At 63.9% G+C, this 16,980-nt stretch carries 11 protein-coding genes; 7 read left to right on the forward strand and 4 right to left on the reverse strand.

Going from position 1 to position 16,980, the window contains the following annotated elements; translation table 11 throughout:
- Positions 1 to 20 precede the first annotated feature (20 nt).
- A complete protein-coding gene (locus QA637_RS14335) occupies positions 21 to 3,284 on the reverse strand; it encodes an adenylate/guanylate cyclase domain-containing protein (RefSeq protein ID WP_153439409.1) in 3,264 nt (1,087 codons plus the stop codon).
- Between the two features lie 292 nt (positions 3,285 to 3,576).
- Between QA637_RS14335 and ilvD the strand changes: the two genes are divergently transcribed.
- Complete coding sequence (ilvD, locus tag QA637_RS14340; protein WP_153439411.1) at positions 3,577 to 5,415, forward strand: dihydroxy-acid dehydratase; 1,839 nt, start codon at positions 3,577 to 3,579, stop codon at positions 5,413 to 5,415.
- A 69-nt stretch (positions 5,416 to 5,484) separates the two neighbouring features.
- Here ilvD and QA637_RS14345 read toward each other — a convergent pair whose 3' ends face one another.
- Positions 5,485 to 5,889, reverse strand: coding sequence for a GFA family protein (locus QA637_RS14345; RefSeq protein WP_153439468.1), 405 nt, complete (start codon positions 5,887 to 5,889; stop codon positions 5,485 to 5,487).
- A gap of 176 nt (positions 5,890 to 6,065) precedes the next feature.
- The gene (locus QA637_RS14350; protein ID WP_153439413.1) at positions 6,066 to 6,554 is read right to left on the reverse strand and encodes a MarR family winged helix-turn-helix transcriptional regulator; all 489 of its coding nucleotides are present in this window, start codon (positions 6,552 to 6,554) and stop codon (positions 6,066 to 6,068) included.
- A 63-nt stretch (positions 6,555 to 6,617) separates the two neighbouring features.
- Between QA637_RS14350 and QA637_RS14355 the strand changes: the two genes are divergently transcribed.
- From QA637_RS14355 to QA637_RS14365, 3 genes are all read left to right on the forward strand, one after another.
- Positions 6,618 to 7,343 carry a DUF899 domain-containing protein gene (locus QA637_RS14355; protein ID WP_153439415.1) on the forward strand — a complete coding sequence of 242 codons (726 nt, stop codon included), beginning with the start codon at positions 6,618 to 6,620 and terminating at the stop codon, positions 7,341 to 7,343.
- A gap of 97 nt (positions 7,344 to 7,440) precedes the next feature.
- Positions 7,441 to 7,914: a DUF1579 domain-containing protein gene (locus QA637_RS14360; protein WP_153439417.1), complete on the forward strand. Its 474-nt coding sequence runs from the start codon at positions 7,441 to 7,443 to the stop codon at positions 7,912 to 7,914.
- A gap of 144 nt (positions 7,915 to 8,058) precedes the next feature.
- A complete protein-coding gene (locus tag QA637_RS14365; protein ID WP_153439418.1) occupies positions 8,059 to 8,829 on the forward strand; it encodes a VOC family protein in 771 nt (256 codons plus the stop codon).
- A gap of 98 nt (positions 8,830 to 8,927) precedes the next feature.
- Here the strand turns inward: QA637_RS14365 and QA637_RS14370 are convergent, their stop codons facing one another.
- Positions 8,928 to 9,890 (reverse strand): LysR family transcriptional regulator, encoded by a 963-nt coding sequence (locus QA637_RS14370; protein ID WP_283061934.1) that lies wholly within the window; start codon positions 9,888 to 9,890, stop codon positions 8,928 to 8,930.
- Positions 9,891 to 9,998: 108 nt separating this feature from the next.
- Between QA637_RS14370 and QA637_RS14375 the strand changes: the two genes are divergently transcribed.
- From QA637_RS14375 to QA637_RS14385, 3 genes are all read left to right on the forward strand, one after another.
- Positions 9,999 to 11,033: an aldo/keto reductase gene (locus QA637_RS14375; protein WP_153439422.1), complete on the forward strand. Its 1,035-nt coding sequence runs from the start codon at positions 9,999 to 10,001 to the stop codon at positions 11,031 to 11,033.
- 120 nt (positions 11,034 to 11,153) lie between these two features.
- On the forward strand, positions 11,154 to 14,474 hold the full coding sequence (locus QA637_RS14380; RefSeq protein ID WP_283061935.1) for a transglutaminase family protein: 3,321 nt from the start codon (positions 11,154 to 11,156) through the stop codon (positions 14,472 to 14,474).
- Positions 14,475 to 16,877: a circularly permuted type 2 ATP-grasp protein gene (locus QA637_RS14385; protein WP_153439426.1), complete on the forward strand. Its 2,403-nt coding sequence runs from the start codon at positions 14,475 to 14,477 to the stop codon at positions 16,875 to 16,877.
- Positions 16,878 to 16,980: the final 103 nt, after the last annotated feature.

Here is a 16,980-nt window from a genome sequence, read left to right on the forward strand (position 1 = left end):
CCATGAAACGATCAAACGATCTAGTCGAGAAATGGCAGTATCATCAATGCTTCAGGATCAAGATCGTGACGTGCGCAGATGTCTCGAGCCAAGGTAAAATAGCGCTCGGCCGCCTCCAGATCTCCCGCATCAAGGCAGAGCGCTGCAAGACCATCATAGCACGGAAACAGCACCTGTGCCTCGTTCGTTTCGGCGGCGAGATCTATCGCCTCGCCATAGAACCGTCGCGCCTCGTGCGGGCGGTCGTGGCACTGGTAAATCTGCCCGAGCACAAGCAACGAAACCGGCAGGTGCTCGCGCTGGTCGAGGGCGCGGTCGATTTCGATCGCCTTCTCGGCGGCTGGCACGCCGTCGTCGGCGCAGCGGTCGGTGAAGGTGCAGTAGGCCACGGCCAGGTTGGCGAGCAGCCGCGCCTGAAAGCCGAGATCGCCGATGCGCCGCGCCATATCCAGCCCGCGTCGGCAGACCTCGACCGCAAGCTTCGGATCGACGATGGTGTAGAGCACACCGAGATTCGTGTATCCGCGGCAGGCCGCCTGCATCAGGGTAGCCGCCTCGGCAACGGCAACGCTCTCCTCCACCGCAGCGATCGCTTCGCGCGTCTGGCCACGCCGCGCCAGCGCCACGCCCCTGGTGTTCAACGCCTCGGCCGTCACCAAGGCCGCCTCGCGCCGCGCCTCGTCACTGGCGTCTCGCGCCAAATCCCTGACCCGGCTCAACGCGTCGTCGGCCCATTCCGACGCGGCAAGATAGTCGCCCATGCGAAAAGCAAGATGTCCGCGCTCCTGCAGAAGGGAGGCGCTCTCCACGGGCGCATCCGCGCTTGCGAGAAGGGCCGCCGCATCGCTGAAATTCGCTTGTGCCTGTTCGCGATTGCCGGCCTCCCAGAGAAGATGGCCGAGCTTGCGGAGGATCCGGGCGGAGGCAACCGGGTCGGTCGAGACCCGCTCGCAGCCGAGCAGCGCGTGATAATGCTCCTCCGCCGCGGCACGCTCACCGGTCGGCACCAGGAGATCCGCGATGCGCTCGCGGGCGACGAACCATTCCGGCCTTTGTTCGCCCAAGGCCGCAAGGGCTGCCATGGCCTGCCGGTAGTAGCGGATGGCATCCTCGTTGGCACAAAGCTGGCGCGCTCGATCGCCGGCCGCCATGAGGTAGCGCGCGCCCCTGATCCTGTCTGCCGACTGGCTGAAATGGTGGCCGAGCAGCGCCAGTTCCTCGAACCGCTGCGGGTTCTCGCCATAGCGACGCTCGAGCGCCTCGGCGATGGTCGCGTGAATTTCCGTGCGGCGCTTCACGAGCAGGTTGTTATAGACCGCCTCGTGTAGCAGCGACTGCGTGAAACGGTAGGACTGCAACGATCGCTCGCTCCCCGCCTCCTCTATGATTTCCGTGTCGCAAAGCAATTCCAGGCCCCGGTCTACCTCGGCCGGCGCCACGGAGATGCTCCTGAGCAGGTTCGCGTCGAAGCTCGGGCCGATCACCGCGGCGCAATGAACCAGCCGGCGAACCTCCTGCGGCAACCGGTCGATTCTTGCGAGCAGCATCGCCTCGATGCCGATGGGGATATCGACCGTCGCTTCACCGCCGGCCACGCGCCAATGGGAACCGTCGCGCGTGAGCGTCTCCAGATCGATCAGGCTGCGGACGATCTCCTCGACGAACAGCGGGTTGCCGCCAGCCCGCCGCAGGATCCGTTCACACAATTTGTTGGGCAGACCGCCTTCTCCGAAGAAGGCCGACAGGAGGTGCTGGCCATCGGCAGCGGATAATGGACCAAGGCGCAAGGCGGTGATGCTGGTGCGGCCGGGCGCCAGCCGGTCGGGACCGGCATCCGGCCGCTGCGTCGTCAAGAGCATCAACGGCCGGCGATCGAGCCTGTCCAGCACGAAGCGCAGCGCCTCGAGCGAAGCCGAATCCGCCCAGTGCAGGTCCTCTATGACGAGGAGAAGCGGCGCCTGGTCGAGACGGCGCTCCATGATCGTCCGGATGGCGGAGAACAGCTGCCGCCGAACCTGTTCGGGCGCAACGTGCTGCAGCATCCCATCGCGATCGTCGATGCCGAGAATATGAAAGAAGAGCGGCATGAGCTGTTCGATCTCGTCCGGCGGAAAGCCTATTTCGGCAAGGCCCAGGGACAGGCCCTCCTCTGTCTCCTGCGGCGTGTCGGCCGGGGATATGCCGTAGGCACTGCGCAGGACCCGGGCGAGTGTTCCGTAGGAGGGTTCGCCGAGTGGGGAACACGCGGCCCGCCGCACGGCGACGTGTGCAAACTCGGGCTCCTCGCCAAGGCCGGCAAGAAAGTCGTTGACGAGACGTGTCTTACCGATCCCGGCTTCACCGGTCAGGCGCACCAATTGCGCCGTACCGCTGGAGGCCAACGCAAGACAGTCGCGCAAGCGCCCGATTTCCTTGTCGCGCCCGATCAGCGGCGCGCTCAGGCCGAGCGCGTCGAGCCCCCGTGCCGCGCGCGGCACGTCGAGTACCCCGCTCATGCGGTGAACCTGCACGCTGCCGGCCTTGCCGCGCAAGGTGACCGCCCCAAGCGTCTCATAGGCAAAAGCATGCCGCGTGAGGCGGTGCGTCACCGGCCCCACAAGTATCTCATCAGGCCCCGCCATCGACTGCAGCCGCTGCGCGGTGTTCACCGTGTCTCCGGTGACGGAATAGGATTTGCTGTCGCCTGCACCGAAGGCGCCGGTGACAACGGGGCCGGTATTGACACCGATATGGAGGTTCAGCGGCAGACCGATCCGCACGCGCCAGCGTTCGCCCACGTGCGCCGCCCGGCGCACCATTTCCATCGCCGCACGAAGCGCTCGTTCCGGGTCGTCCTCATGCGCCACTGGCGCACCGAAGAGGGCGAGCAACGCGTCGCCGATGAACTTGTCGACGAAGCCGCCGAAGGCTTCCACGGCCTCCGTCAACTCCTCGAAGAGTTCGTTCTGCAGCGTCTGCAGGATCTCAGGATCGACCTGCTCGCCCAGGGTGGTGAAGCTGCAGAGATCGGCAAAGACGATCGTAACCGTGCGGCGGTCGGCACCACTGTCCGCGCTCGAACGTGGCGGAGAGACGGCCTGCGGTGCCGGGCCGGGAGTCCGGGGGCGTTGCGCCGGCACGGAGGGAGCCGACGCACCGAGCTGCGTGCCGCATCGCGGGCAAAAGGCAAAGTGCGGCGGACAGGAATAGCCGCACCCCGGACACAGGTTCTGCTGTTTCGCACCGCACTTCGGGCAAAACGCAAAGCCGCTTTGTATTTCGTAACCGCATTCGTGACAGTTCATCTCGGACGAACCCTCAAGAAGTCCGACACGTCCGGGAAAGGGCCTGTCGGGTATGAATGCCCAATGACAATGGACTTGTTGTCTTGGCTTGGCAAGCAAACGCAGGATGGCCGCGGCAACGCGCGCCAGCGACACGCTAAGGTGACGCGGCGACCCACCGCCAACTGCTCAGTCGGCGGAAATAATCTGACGCAAAAGATGACGCGCGCGCAATTTTGCGCTAGTACCCTGCACCGGCGCTCCCGTATCGCCATATCCGCATAATGACATTCGTCCGTGAAGGAACACGTTCATGCCTGCCTATCGCTCCCGCACCACCACACACGGCCGCAACATGGCCGGCGCCCGCGGCCTCTGGCGCGCAACGGGCATGAAGGACAGCGACTTCGGCAAGCCGATTATCGCGGTGGTGAACTCGTTCACGCAGTTCGTGCCGGGTCACGTGCATTTGAAGGATCTGGGCCAGCTCGTCGCGCGCGAGATCGAGGCGGCCGGCGGTGTTGCCAAGGAATTCAACACGATCGCCGTCGACGACGGCATCGCCATGGGCCATGACGGCATGCTCTATTCGCTGCCCTCGCGCGAAATCATCGCCGACAGCGTCGAATATATGGTCAACGCGCACTGCGCCGACGCCATGGTCTGCATTTCCAACTGCGACAAGATCACCCCCGGCATGTTGATGGCGGCCCTTCGCCTCAACATCCCGGCCGTCTTCGTCTCCGGTGGCCCGATGGAAGCCGGCAAGGTCGTTCTGCACGGCAAGAAACACGCGCTCGACCTCGTCGATGCAATGGTCGCTGCCGCCGACGACAATATTTCCGACGAAGACGTCAAGGTCATCGAACGTTCCGCCTGCCCGACCTGCGGCTCCTGCTCGGGCATGTTCACCGCGAACTCGATGAACTGTCTGACCGAGGCGCTCGGCCTGTCGCTTCCCGGCAACGGCTCGACGCTGGCGACCCATGCTGACCGCAAGCGCCTCTTCGTCGAGGCGGGTCACCTGGTGGTCGACCTCGCCCGCCGCTACTACGAACAAGAAGACGAACGCGTCCTCCCGCGCACGATTGCTTCCAAGCAGGCCTTCGAGAATGCCATGGCGCTCGATATCGCCATGGGCGGCTCGACCAACACCGTGCTGCACATCCTCGCCGCCGCCTATGAGGGCGAGGTCGATTTCACCATGGACGATATCGACCGGCTGTCGCGCAACGTCCCGTGCCTCTCGAAGGTCGCCCCCGCGAAGGCCGACGTGCATATGGAAGACGTGCACCGGGCCGGCGGCATCATGTCGATCCTCGGCGAACTCGACAAGGGCGGCCTCATCAATCGCGACTGCACGACCGTGCATAGCGACACAATCGGCGACGCCATCGACCGTTGGGACATCACCCGTACCTCGAGCGAAACGGTCCGCAATTTCTTCCGTGCCGCCCCCGGCGGCATCCCGACCCAGGTCGCCTTCAGCCAGGACGCTCGCTGGGAGGAGCTCGACACGGACCGCGAGAAGGGCGTCATCCGCTCGGTCGAGCACCCCTTCTCGAAGGACGGCGGCCTCGCTGTGCTCAAGGGCAACATCGCGCTCGACGGCTGCATCGTGAAGACCGCCGGCGTCGACGAGAGTATCCTGAAGTTTTCCGGCCCCGCGCGGGTCTTCGAAAGCCAGGACGCCGCCGTCAAGGCGATCCTCGGCAACGAGATCAAGGCGGGCGACGTCGTCGTCATCCGCTATGAAGGGCCGAAGGGCGGGCCGGGCATGCAGGAAATGCTCTATCCGACCAGCTATCTGAAGTCGAAGGGCCTCGGCAAGGCCTGCGCGTTGATCACCGACGGCCGTTTCTCCGGCGGCACGTCCGGTCTCTCCATCGGCCACGTTTCGCCGGAAGCGGCGAATGGCGGCACGATCGGCCTCGTGCGCGAAGGCGACATGATCGACATCGACATCCCGAACCGCACGATCAGCTTGCGTGTCGACGAAGCCGACCTCGCCACCCGCAGACAGGAGCAGGACGCCAAGGGCTGGAAGCCGGCCGAGCAGCGCAAGCGCCAGGTGACGACCGCGCTCAAGGCCTACGCCGCTTTCGCAACCTCTGCCGACCGCGGCGCCGTGCGGGATCTCGGCGACCGGTGATCGGCGCAACTCGCAAACGCAAGAAGGCTCCCGTCGCGGCGGGGGCCTTTTCGTTGCAAGCCGCTTGAATCACATGTACCGTGTCTCGGCGGGCGGGTTCCACCAGTTGTTGTGCAGCCCGTCCATATACTGGATCGGCAAGGCCGCGAGCACGGCCGGATCGACATCATCCAGGCAGGCGACGTTGATCGAGACGAAGGCGCCGCCGAGCTCCTCGACATATCCGTGGCCGTAGGGCGACAGCCCACAGGTGGGGCAGAACCGGTGATGGCCGCTCATCGTACCGAACTGATAGTCGCCGATACCCGCCTCCTCGCACATCAGCCGGAAGTCCTCCGGCTTCACGGTCGCACCCCAATAACGCTGCTTCGAGCAATACGAACAATTGCAGCGACTGGTCCCCGCCTGGAGATCGGCATCGACCTCATAGCGAATTCGTCCGCAATGGCAGCTGCCCCGATAGGTCGTCTTCATCGGCATCACCCCTCCCTTTGGTGCCATCAGGTCTTCGATTTTCGCAAAGTTAGAGCGGGAAACGCGGACGGAAAGGCCTCCCAATCCGCTTCGGCGCCTATAGCGCCGCGTGTCTTATCAGACGCGCGAAGGACGCATTAGCGCTTTGAATGGCTGCAAAATGCCGGCCCGACCGTTCACGCCTCTACGGATAGGACCTCGGCGGCTCGCGTTCCGTCCTGGGTTAGCGCCAAAAGATCGGCGCGCAGGCGTTCCGGAACATTCGGGCCCAACCGCGCGTCGACCTCGGCATGGGTTTCCTTCCAGATCGGCACTGCCCGGGCGAGCAGCCGCTCGCCTTCCGCCGTCAGCCTCAGGCGGCGCAACCGGCGGTCCTCAGGGTCGACAAGGCCATCCACCAGTCCGCGACGCTCAAGCGGCTTCAGCGCGGCGGTCAGCGTCGTACGGTCCATCGCAAGCAGCGAGGCAACCATGCTCATGCTCGGAGGTTCGGGCCGGTTGAGCGACATCAGCAGCGAGAATTGCCCGTTTGTGATATCGAGAGGCCGAAGCGCCTCGTCGAACCGCCGCGCGAGTGCCCGGGCGGCGCGCTGGACATGCAGGCAGAGACAGTTGTCCCTGACGAGGACGGTGGTGGCGAAGGGTACCAGAAGCGACTTTGACATGGTTGAGTAATGTTGATATCAACGTAATTAGTCAAGTGCTACATTTCATGAGGAGGAAGGAGCATGAGACCACACCATGCCGTCGTGTCGCACGAGGAATGGCTGAAGGCGCGCAAATCACTTCTCGCCCTGGAAAAGGAACACACCCACCTGCGAGACCGGATCAATGCCGAGCGTCAGGCACTGCCCTGGGTCAGGATGGATAAATCCTACATCTTCGAAACGCTTGCCGGCCCCAAGACATTGTCCGAGCTTTTCGACGGGCGCAGCCAGCTCGTCGTCTATCACTTCATGCTTGGACCAGACTGGGAAGCCGGCTGTTCTAGCTGCTCGTTTCTGGCCGATCACTTCGCCGGCATGCTGCCGCATCTTAATCACCACGACGTCACGCTGATCGCAGCTTCGAATGCGCCGCTCGCCAAGATCGAGGCCTATCGCAAGCGAATGGGCTGGCATTTCCCGTGGGTGTCGGCGCAAGGCAACGGTTTCAACAGCGACTTCCATGTGTCCTTCACGCCCGCCGAGCTTGCGGGCGACAAGGTCGTCTACAATTTCACCGAAATCGACAGCAGCGAGGCCTACGAAGAGCTTCCCGGACTCAGCGCCTTCTACAAGGACGAGGACGGCACCGTCTATCATACCTACTCCACCTATGCCCGCGGCCTGGAGGAGCTTGTCGGCACCTTCATGCTGCTCGATCGGGCGCCGAAGGGGCGGAACGAAGGTAAGGTCATGGACTTCGTCCGCCGCCACGACGAATACGAGGAGGCGCCCAGGCAAAGGGCCTGAGCCTGATGACAACCAGGGAACCATCGGCGTTTCCGAGCGTTGCTTTATCGCGCGGCGCTCCAGTTCGGGGCGCCGCGTCTCGCCATTGGAGGGATTGATGAAGGCGGAACCTCAGGAGGAGCACCGGTGGCTTGAACAATTGCTCGGTGAGTGGGAGGTGACGTCGCTACCTCCGACCGAGGGCGACCAGCCGCAGACTCCATGGACGGAAAACGTTCGCTCGATGCAAGGTCTGTGGGTCGTCTGCGAGGGAAAAGGCACGATGCCGGACGGCAGCCCCGCCCAGTCGCTGATGACCCTTGGCTTCAACCCGCAGACGAACCGCTATGTCGGCACCTGGGTCGGCTCGATGATGACGCATATGTGGGTCTATGACGGCGTGCTGGAAGACGACCGCAAGACGCTCACACTCAACTGCGAGGGGCCGGACTTCGACCGACCCGGCAGATCCGCAAGCTATCAGGACGTAATCACCCTTATCGACGGCAATCATCGCACGCTGACGGCCCGCGTCCAGACCGAAGACGGGAGCTGGAAGGAGGTCATGGCCGCCGAATATCGCCGGCGCTAATGCATGTCGCCCAAAATTGTGCAGCAGTTTTTGAGCCGACGACATGCAAACGACACGCTGAAGAAGTAAACCGCGTAGCAGGAAAACCACTGTTCGGCTGCCGCGAATGGCAGCACATCCCCACAAGAAACCGGAGGAGAGACAATGACGGGTCAGCACGGGAAATTCGTCTGGTACGAACTGATGACGACTGATACGAAGGCCGCCCAAACTTTCTACGAGAGTGTCGTTGGCTGGAGCGGCAGCGATGCCGGTATGCCGGGCATCGAATACACGCTGTTCTCCGTCGGTGATCGGCATGTGGCGGGACTGATGACGATGCCCGAGGGCGCGCTCGATATGAAGATCCCGCCGGCCTGGCTCGGCTATGTCGCCGTCGATGACGTCGATGCGGCGGCTGCCAAGCTCGCCGCGGAGGGCGGCAATGTTCACCGCGCGCCCGATGACATCCCGGGCGTCGGCCGCTTCGCCATCGTCACAGATCCGCACGGTGCGGTCTTCGCGCTCTTCAAGGGAACGAGCGAGGAGCCCCCGGCGCTCGAGCAGATGGCGCCCGGAAACGTCGGCTGGCACGAGTTGATGGCCGGCGACCTTAATACCGCCTTTCCGTTCTATTCCAACTTGTTCGGCTGGACCAAGGACCAGGCAATGGACATGGGCGATATGGGCACCTATCAGATCTTCGCCTGGAACGGCACCCCGATCGGCGGCATGATGACCAAGCCGAAGGAGGTTCCCGCCCCCTATTGGCTCTACTATTTCAACGTCGAAGCGTTGGACTCGGCCATCGAGCGGGCAAAAGCCGGCGGCGCGAAGATCGTCCTGGAGCCGATGGAAGTTCCGGGCGGCTCCTGGATCGTCCAATGCATCGATCCGCAGGGCGCACTTTTTGCCCTTGTCGCGCCGAAGCGTTGATGGCGGCGTTTCGGATACGGACCGACAACTCATGACACTTTAAGAGGGGCGCCTCTCCGCGTGGGGCGCCCCTCTCCAATTCAAGCCTTGCGTATGTCTCACGCTGAAGCCGTCTCAACCTGAGCCTGGTCATCGCTCGGCCGCGCGACCGGTTCCGGCGCCACGCGGGCGTGCTTGGCGAGAAAATCAAGGACGGCCCGAACACGCGCGGGAAGCGCGCCGCCCTGGCCGAGGAAGACGGCATGAATCTCTTCCAGATCGCCGGGATTCAAGTCTTCCAGCACGGGAACGAGCCGCCCGGCGTCGATGTCGGCGCGCACGGTGAATTCCGCAAGCCGCGCAAGCCCCGTGCCGGCAAGGGCGAGATGGCGCAGTCCCTCGCCGTCGCTCACCTGCAGCGTCCCCGAAGCCGGCAGAATGATGGTTTCCCCATCGGATTTGATCGGCCAGCCGTCGACGGCGCGCGCGTAGCAGAAGCCGAGCCGGTTATGGACCTCGAGCTCTTCGATGCTCGAGGGCGTCCCGTTCCGCTCGAGATAGGAGGGCGCCGCGACGATCACCATTCGCGTGGCGCCGAGCTTGCGGGCAATCAGCGCCGAACTCTTCAAGGGCCCTGATCGGATGGCGATATCGGCACGCGCCTCCATCAGGTCGACCACCGCATCGGTCTGGACGATGTCGAGCGAGACGGCGGGAAAGCGCTCGCGGAATTCCGGTAGCAGCGGCATCAGGACATGGGTTGCGAAAGAAGCACTGACATTCAGCCGGACCCGGCCCGTGGGCATCTCGCCTCCGGCCGCACAGCGTTCGGCCTCCTCGATGTCGGCGAGGATGCGGGCGGTGCGCTCATAGAAGGCACAGCCCTCCGGCGTCAGTTGCAGCCGCCGCGTGGACCGGTTGACCAAGCGGACGCCGAGCCGGTCCTCGAGCCGCAGGACGAGCTTGCTGACCGCCGAAGGCGTCATGCGGAAATGGCGCGCTGCCGACGAAAAGGCGCCAAGCTCGACCGCCTTGGCGAACACTTCCATTTCCCCTGAACGATTGATCGAAAGCCGCGACATATGACTTCAACTCACAAATGATATTCCGAACCGCAGTCTATCTCCAAAAGGAAGGGAACTCCATCTTCATGTCTCCAGACACATCGAGACGACAAGGGAGTTTGAGAGATGGAGTATCGACGGCTTGGCTCGTCCGGCTTGAAGGTTCCGGCACTGAGCTTCGGCGCAGGCACGTTCGGCGGCAAGGGTCCGCTCTTCGGCGCCTGGGGCACGACGGACGACGCGGAGGCGCGCCGCCTAGTCGACATCTGCCTTGAGGCGGGCGTCAATCTTTTCGACACGGCTGATGTCTATTCGGACGGCGCCTCGGAAGAGGTGCTCGGCGCGGCGATCAAGGGACGACGCGAAAAGGTGATCCTTTCCACCAAGATGTCGCTGCCGCTGGGTGACGGCCCGAACGATGCTGGCTCCTCCCGCTCGCGCCTTATCCACGGTGTCGAAGCGGCACTGAAGCGTCTCGGGACCGACTATATCGACCTCGTGCAATTGCACGCTTTCGATGCCGGAACGCCTATCGAAGAGGTGCTTTCGACACTCGATACCTTGGTTCGCGCTGGCAAACTCCGCTACGTCGGCGTCTCCAATTTCTCCGGCTGGCAGCTGATGAAATCGCTCGCGCTCGCCGAGCGGCATGGTTATCCCCGTTACGTCGCCAACCAGGTCTACTATTCACTGGTCGGCCGCGACTACGAGTGGGAACTGATGCCACTCGGCCTCGACCAGGGTGTCGGGGCACTCGTCTGGAGCCCGCTGGGCTGGGGTCGGCTGACGGGCAAGATCCGCCGCGGCGAGCCGTGGCCGGCCGGAAGCCGGCTGCACGACACCGCCGCCTTCGGACCGCCGGTCGACGATGAAAAGCTCTACGATATCGTCGAGGTGCTCGAAGCGCTTGCGGAGGAAACCGGCAGGACGGTGCCGCAGATCGCCATCAACTGGCTTCTGCAGCGGCCAACCGTTTCGAGCGTCATCATTGGCGCCCGCAACGAAGCGCAGCTCCGACAAAATCTTGGCGCTGTCGGCTGGTCGCTCTCCGCCGATCAGGTCGCGCGCCTCGACAAGGTCAGCGCGACGACGGCACCCTATCCGCATTTCCCCTATTACCGGCAGGAGGGTTTTGCCCGCATCAACCCTCCACCGGTTTGAGTAGACGGGAAAGCCGGCCGTGATTCACCCCCCGGGTTTCGGCTTGCTTTCTTTCTTCGCATTGCACAAAATTCCCATGAATGGCCGGCAACGGACCGGCCATCGAGGGGAAAAATCTGCATGTCGATCAAGGCCAGTATCTACCACCTCACGCACTATACCTATGACCGGCCGGTAAGGCTCACACCGCAAATCATCAGGCTGAAACCGGCCGCGCATTCGAAGACCAAGGTCATCAGCCACTCGCTGAAAGTCTCCCCTGCAAACCATTTCGTCAATTTGCAGCAGGATCCCTACGGCAACTATCTCGCCCGCTACGTCTTTCCTGACCCCGTAACGGAATTGAAGATCGAGGTGGATCTGGTCGCCGACATGACCGTCTACAATCCGTTCGATTTCTTCGTCGAGGAAGAAGCCGAACATTGGCCTTTCCCTTATCCTGAAGACTTGAGCGAAGACCTGAGGATCTACATGGCGCCGGAGCCTATGGGGCCGAGGCTTTCGGCATTCATGGAGAGCGTCGACCGGTCACGTCAGCGCACCGTCGATATGATCGTCGCTCTCAACACGCGGCTGCAGAAGGAAATCGGCTACGTCATCCGTATGGAGCCGGGCGTCCAATCGCCGGAAGAGACGCTCGGCATTGCCAGGGGCTCATGTCGCGATTCCAGTTGGCTCCTGGTGCAGATCCTCCGCAATCTCGGCTTTGCCGCGCGCTTTGTCTCCGGCTATCTCATCCAGCTCACGCCGGACCTGAAGGCCCTCGATGGTCCCTCCGGCACCGAATACGACTTCACCGACCTTCACGCCTGGGCGGAGGTCTATCTTCCAGGCGCCGGCTGGATCGGGCTCGATCCAACGTCCGGCCTCTTAACCGGAGAGAGCCATATTCCGCTGGCCGCCACTCCGCACTATCGTAACGCCGCACCCATATCCGGCGAGTTCTTCGGCGATCCGGAGACGAGAAGCAATTTCGCCTTCGAGATGAAGGTTGCCCGCGTCGCCGAACATCCGCGCATCACCAAGCCCTTTTCGGACGAGAGCTGGGAAGCACTGAATGCTCTCGGTGATCAGGTCGATCGTGTGCTTGCCGAGAACGACGTGCGCTTGACCATGGGCGGCGAGCCGACTTTCGTCTCGATCGACGATTTCGAATCGGACGAATGGAACACCGCTGCGGTCGGCCCGACGAAACGCGAGAAGGCGGATACGCTCATCCGGCGCCTGCGCGAGCGCTTCGCGCCCGGCGGCTTCCTGCATTATGGACAGGGCAAGTGGTATCCGGGCGAAAGCCTGCCGCGCTGGACCTTTTCCCTCTACTGGCGCAAGGACGGCGTGCCGATCTGGCGTGAGGCCAATCTGATCGCGGAGGAAACCGGCCGGCGCCACATCACCGAGCAGGACGCCGAGCGCCTGCTCGTCGCAATCGCCGGCGAGCTCGACGTCGATGCGGAGATGGTCGTTCCGGCCTATGAGGACCCGGCCGAGTGGATCGTCAAGGAAGCAAACCTTCCGGACAACGTCGATCCTTCCAATTCGAAACTCAAGGATCCGGAAGAGCGCAGCCGCCTCGCCCGCGTCTTCGAGCGCGGCCTGACGACTCCGACGGGCTACGTTCTGCCGGTGCAGGCCTGGAACGCACTTGCGAGTGGCCGGCGATGGATGAGCGAGAAATGGAAGACCCGCCGCGGCCGGATTTTCCTCGTGCCCGGCGACAGCCCCGTCGGCTATCGCCTGCCGCTCGGCTCGCTGCCCTATATCGCTCCCTCCGCCTATCCCTATATCAATCCGGTGGATCCGACGGTTCCACGCGGCGACCTGCCGGATTTCAGCCGGGGCCGGGCGCAGCACTCGCGCTTCCAGCCGTCGGAGGAGCCGCCCACACCGCTGCCGCCCTCTCGCGACGAGATCGACGGCGCCGTACGTACAGCGATCAGCGTCGAGCCGCGCGATGGCCGGCTTTGCGTGTTCATGCCGCCGACGACGAGCATCGAGGAATATCTCGACCTCATCGCCTCGACCGAGCGGGCCGCCGCCCCGCTCGGCATGCCCGTGCATATCGAAGGCTATCCGCCACCGCAGGATGAGCGCATCAACGTCATCCGCGTCGCCCCGGACCCCGGCGTGATCGAGGTCAACATCCACCCGGCGGCAAACTGGCGGGAATGCGTCGATATCACCACGGCGATTTATGAGGAGGCGCGCCAGAGCCGGCTCGGCACCGACAAGTTCATGATCGACGGTCGTCATACCGGGACGGGCGGCGGCAATCACGTGGTCGTGGGCGGCCGCAACCCTAACGACAGCCCCTTTCTGCGCCGGCCGGATCTTCTGAAGAGCATCGTGCTCCACTGGCAGCGCCACCCTTCGCTCTCCTATCTCTTTTCCGGCCTCTTCATCGGACCGACCAGCCAGGCGCCGCGCATCGACGAGGCGCGCCACGATTCCCTCTATGAACTGGAGATCGCGCTCGCGCAGGTGCCGCGGCCCGATGCCGATCGCCCGCCCCCGTTGCCGTGGCTGGTGGACCGGCTGTTCCGCAACCTGCTCGTCGACGTCACCGGCAATACCCATCGCTCCGAAATCTGCATCGACAAGCTCTTCTCACCGGACGGACCGACCGGGCGGCTCGGGCTGATCGAGTTTCGCGGTTTCGAGATGCCGCCCAACGCGCGCATGTCGCTCGCCCAGCAATTGCTCGTCCGCGCACTCATCGCCCGCTTCTGGAAAAGTCCGGTCGATGGCGGTTTCGTGCGTTGGGGCACGGTCCTGCACGATCGCTTCATGCTGCCGCACCATGTCTGGCAGGATTTTCTCGACGTGCTTGCGGACCTCCGCGCCCACGGCTTCGACTTGCGGCCCGAATGGTTCGAGGCCCAGCTCGAATTCCGCTTCCCCTTCTGCGGCGAGGTGGAATATGAAGAGGCGAAGCTCGAACTGCGTCAGGCGCTGGAACCCTGGCACGTGATGGGAGAGCAGGGCGCGATCGGCGGCACCGTGCGCTACGTCGATTCCTCGGTGGAGCGATTGCAGGTGAAGCTCGAAACCGCCAATCCGGACCGCTACACGGTCGCGTGCAACGGCCGGCCCGTGCCACTGACCCGAACCGGGAAAGGTGGTGTGGCCGTCGCAGGCGTGCGTTACAAGGCTTGGCAGCCCGCCTCCGGCCTGCATCCGGTCCTGCCGGTCAACACTCCCCTTACATTCGATATTTATGATAAATGGTCGAATCGAGCGATCGGCGGCTGCGTCTACCACGTGGCGCATCCGGGCGGGCGCAACTATGAGACATTTCCGGTCAACGGCAACGAGGCCGAAGCACGCCGTCTGGCGCGCTTCGAGCCCTGGGGCCACACCACCGGTGGCTATCGGCTTCAACCTGAGGCTCCGCCGGCGGAATTTCCGCTGACGCTCGACCTGAGGCGTCCAGCAGGAGTGTAAATGGCGAAGAAACAGGCGGCAAAGGCGGAAGAGAAGGATCGGCTCGACCCGGCGTTCGGCTATCGCGCCCTTCCGGGTATCGCCGACGAAATGCTCGATCCGGACGGCAATGTCAGGCCGGTCTGGCAGCGGCTGCTCTCGGCGCTTGGCCAGATGGACGAAGCGGATCTCACCAATCGCTTCGCCCGTGCCGACCGTTATCTGCGCGATGCCGGTGTTTTCTATCGGGCCTATGGCGGCCAGGATAATTCGGAACGAAGCTGGCCGCTGTCCCACATCCCCGTCCTGATCGACGAGGCGGAATGGGCGGTTGTTTCGCAAGGGCTGATCCAGCGCGCCGAACTGCTCGAGCGTGTGGTCGCCGATATCTATGGCGAAAACCGGCTGGTCCGGGAGGGCCTGCTGCCTCCTGCCCTCGTCGCCTCCAATCCGGAGTTCCTGCGCCCGCTGGTCGGTGTCAAACCGGCCGACGGACATTTCCTGCACTTCTGCTCGTTCGAGATCGGACGCGGGCCGGATGGCAACTGGTGGGTGCTTTCCGATCGCACCGAGGCTCCCTCCGGCGCCGGCTTCGCACTGGAAAACCGTGTTGCGACGACGCGCGCCTTTTCCGATATCTATGCCGAAACGCACGTGCACCGACTGGCGGGCTTCTTCGGCGCATTTCGCGATACGCTGCAGGCTCGAAAGCAGCATCCGGACGATCGCATCGCCGTCCTCTCGCCCGGCATTGCCAATGAGACCTATTTCGAACACGCCTATATCGCCCGTTACCTCGGCTTCATGCTGCTCGAAGGCGAGGACCTGACGGTCGTCGGCGGCCGTGTCATGGTGCGCACGGTTGCCGGCCTCAAGCCTGTCGGCGTGCTGTGGCGCCGGCTCGACGCGGCCTTCGCCGATCCGCTCGAACTCAACCAGTCTTCCCATATCGGCACGCCCGGGATCGTCGAGGCGCTGAGGGCCGGCTCCGTCTCGATCGTCAATGCGCTCGGCTCTGGGATCCTGGAGACCCGCGCCCTTCTCGCCTTCATGCCGGCGATCTGCCGCCACCTGCTCGGCGAGGAGCAAAAGCTGCCGTCGATCGCCACCTGGTGGTGCGGGCAGCAGTCCGAACGCGACAATGTCGCCGGCAATGTCGAGCGCATGGTGATCGGTCCAGCCTATTCGACCCGCCCCTTCTTCGACGACAACGGACAGTCGGTCCTTGGCACGTCGCTCTGCGAGGACGGCACCTCGGTTTCGGAATGGCTAGGGACCGGCGGCGGCAAGCTGGTGGGACAGGAGGTCGTCACGCTGTCGACGACCCCCGCCTGGGTGCGCGGACGGCTGACGCCGCGGCCGATGAGCTTGCGGGTCTTCGCTGCGCGCACGCGCGACGGCTGGCAGATCATGCCAGGCGGTTTCGCGCGTATCGGTTCCGGCGACGACGTGGCGGCTATCGCGATGAAGGCGGGCGGGACGGCCGCCGATGTCTGGATCGTCAGCGACAAGCCGGTCGAGCGCACGACACTGCTCCCGGCCGAGGAGAGCTTCACGCGCAACATGCCGGGCAGCCTGCCGAGCCGCGCGGCTGACAATCTCTTCTGGCTGGGCCGCTATATCGAGCGGTCGGAAGGTGCACTCAGGATCCTGCGAGCCTGGCACGGGCGCTTCGCCGAGGCCGCCGATCCGAAAATGCCGCTTCTGAAGGACGTCACGGACTATCTCGCGGCCCTCGACATCAACACGCGCCAACCGGTACCCGACAGCCTGCTCGCCAATATCGACAGCGCGCTCTTCAGCGCCGGCAATATCCGCGACCGGTTTTCGCCCGACGGCTGGCTGGCCCTCAACGATCTGTCGAGGACGGCGCGGAAGTTTCATGCGACCGTGCAGGCCGGCGACGACGCCACGCATGCGATGACCATTCTGTTGCGCAAACTTGCCGGCTTTGCCGGTCTCGTCCACGAAAACATGTACCGCTTCACCGGCTGGCGGTTCCTGACGATCGGTCGCTATATCGAGCGCGGCCTCCACATGACCCGCTTGCTTGGGCATATGTCTGGACCCGAAGCTCCGGACGGCGCCTATGACATGCTGCTCGAGATCGGCGACAGCGTCATGACCCACCGCCGCCGCTACAACGTCAACACGGCAGCGCTGACTGTCACCGACCTCCTCGCCCTCGATCCGCTCAATCCGCGCTCGGTTCTCTATCAGTTGAACGAGATCAAGACCGAGGTGGAGCTCTTGCCGAACGCTTTCGTCAACGGTCAGATGTCACCCTTCTACCGCGAGACGATGCGGCTTCATTCCGGCCTTGCGGTGATGACGCCGGAGGCAATGACGGCGACCGTCTACAAGCAGCTCGAACGGGATCTCGAAAGGCTTTCGGACCTGCTCGCGCAAACCTATCTCGGCTAGAGCGGAATGAGTCACGCGGCACGCGAATGCTACCCCTCCCCAACCCCTCCCCGCGAGGGGGAGGGGCAGTCTTTGCCGCACCGTCTCCCACTCCACGTCACCC

Source organism: Sinorhizobium terangae (genome assembly GCF_029714365.1).
Classification (GTDB): domain Bacteria; phylum Pseudomonadota; class Alphaproteobacteria; order Rhizobiales; family Rhizobiaceae; genus Sinorhizobium; species Sinorhizobium terangae.

Coding starts and splice junctions, on each gene's coding strand:
- QA637_RS14380 (WP_283061935.1), top strand. CDS start 11,154: ATGTCGATCAAGGCCAGTATCTACCACCTCACGCACTATACCTATGAC.
- QA637_RS14345 (WP_153439468.1), bottom strand. CDS start 5,889: ATGAAGACGACCTATCGGGGCAGCTGCCATTGCGGACGAATTCGCTAT.
- QA637_RS14375 (WP_153439422.1), top strand. CDS start 9,999: ATGGAGTATCGACGGCTTGGCTCGTCCGGCTTGAAGGTTCCGGCACTG.
- QA637_RS14360 (WP_153439417.1), top strand. CDS start 7,441: ATGAAGGCGGAACCTCAGGAGGAGCACCGGTGGCTTGAACAATTGCTC.
- QA637_RS14385 (WP_153439426.1), top strand. CDS start 14,475: ATGGCGAAGAAACAGGCGGCAAAGGCGGAAGAGAAGGATCGGCTCGAC.
- QA637_RS14335 (WP_153439409.1), bottom strand. CDS start 3,284: ATGAACTGTCACGAATGCGGTTACGAAATACAAAGCGGCTTTGCGTTT.
- QA637_RS14365 (WP_153439418.1), top strand. CDS start 8,059: ATGACGGGTCAGCACGGGAAATTCGTCTGGTACGAACTGATGACGACT.
- QA637_RS14350 (WP_153439413.1), bottom strand. CDS start 6,554: ATGTCAAAGTCGCTTCTGGTACCCTTCGCCACCACCGTCCTCGTCAGG.
- QA637_RS14355 (WP_153439415.1), top strand. CDS start 6,618: ATGAGACCACACCATGCCGTCGTGTCGCACGAGGAATGGCTGAAGGCG.
- ilvD (WP_153439411.1), top strand. CDS start 3,577: ATGCCTGCCTATCGCTCCCGCACCACCACACACGGCCGCAACATGGCC.
- QA637_RS14370 (WP_283061934.1), bottom strand. CDS start 9,890: ATGTCGCGGCTTTCGATCAATCGTTCAGGGGAAATGGAAGTGTTCGCC.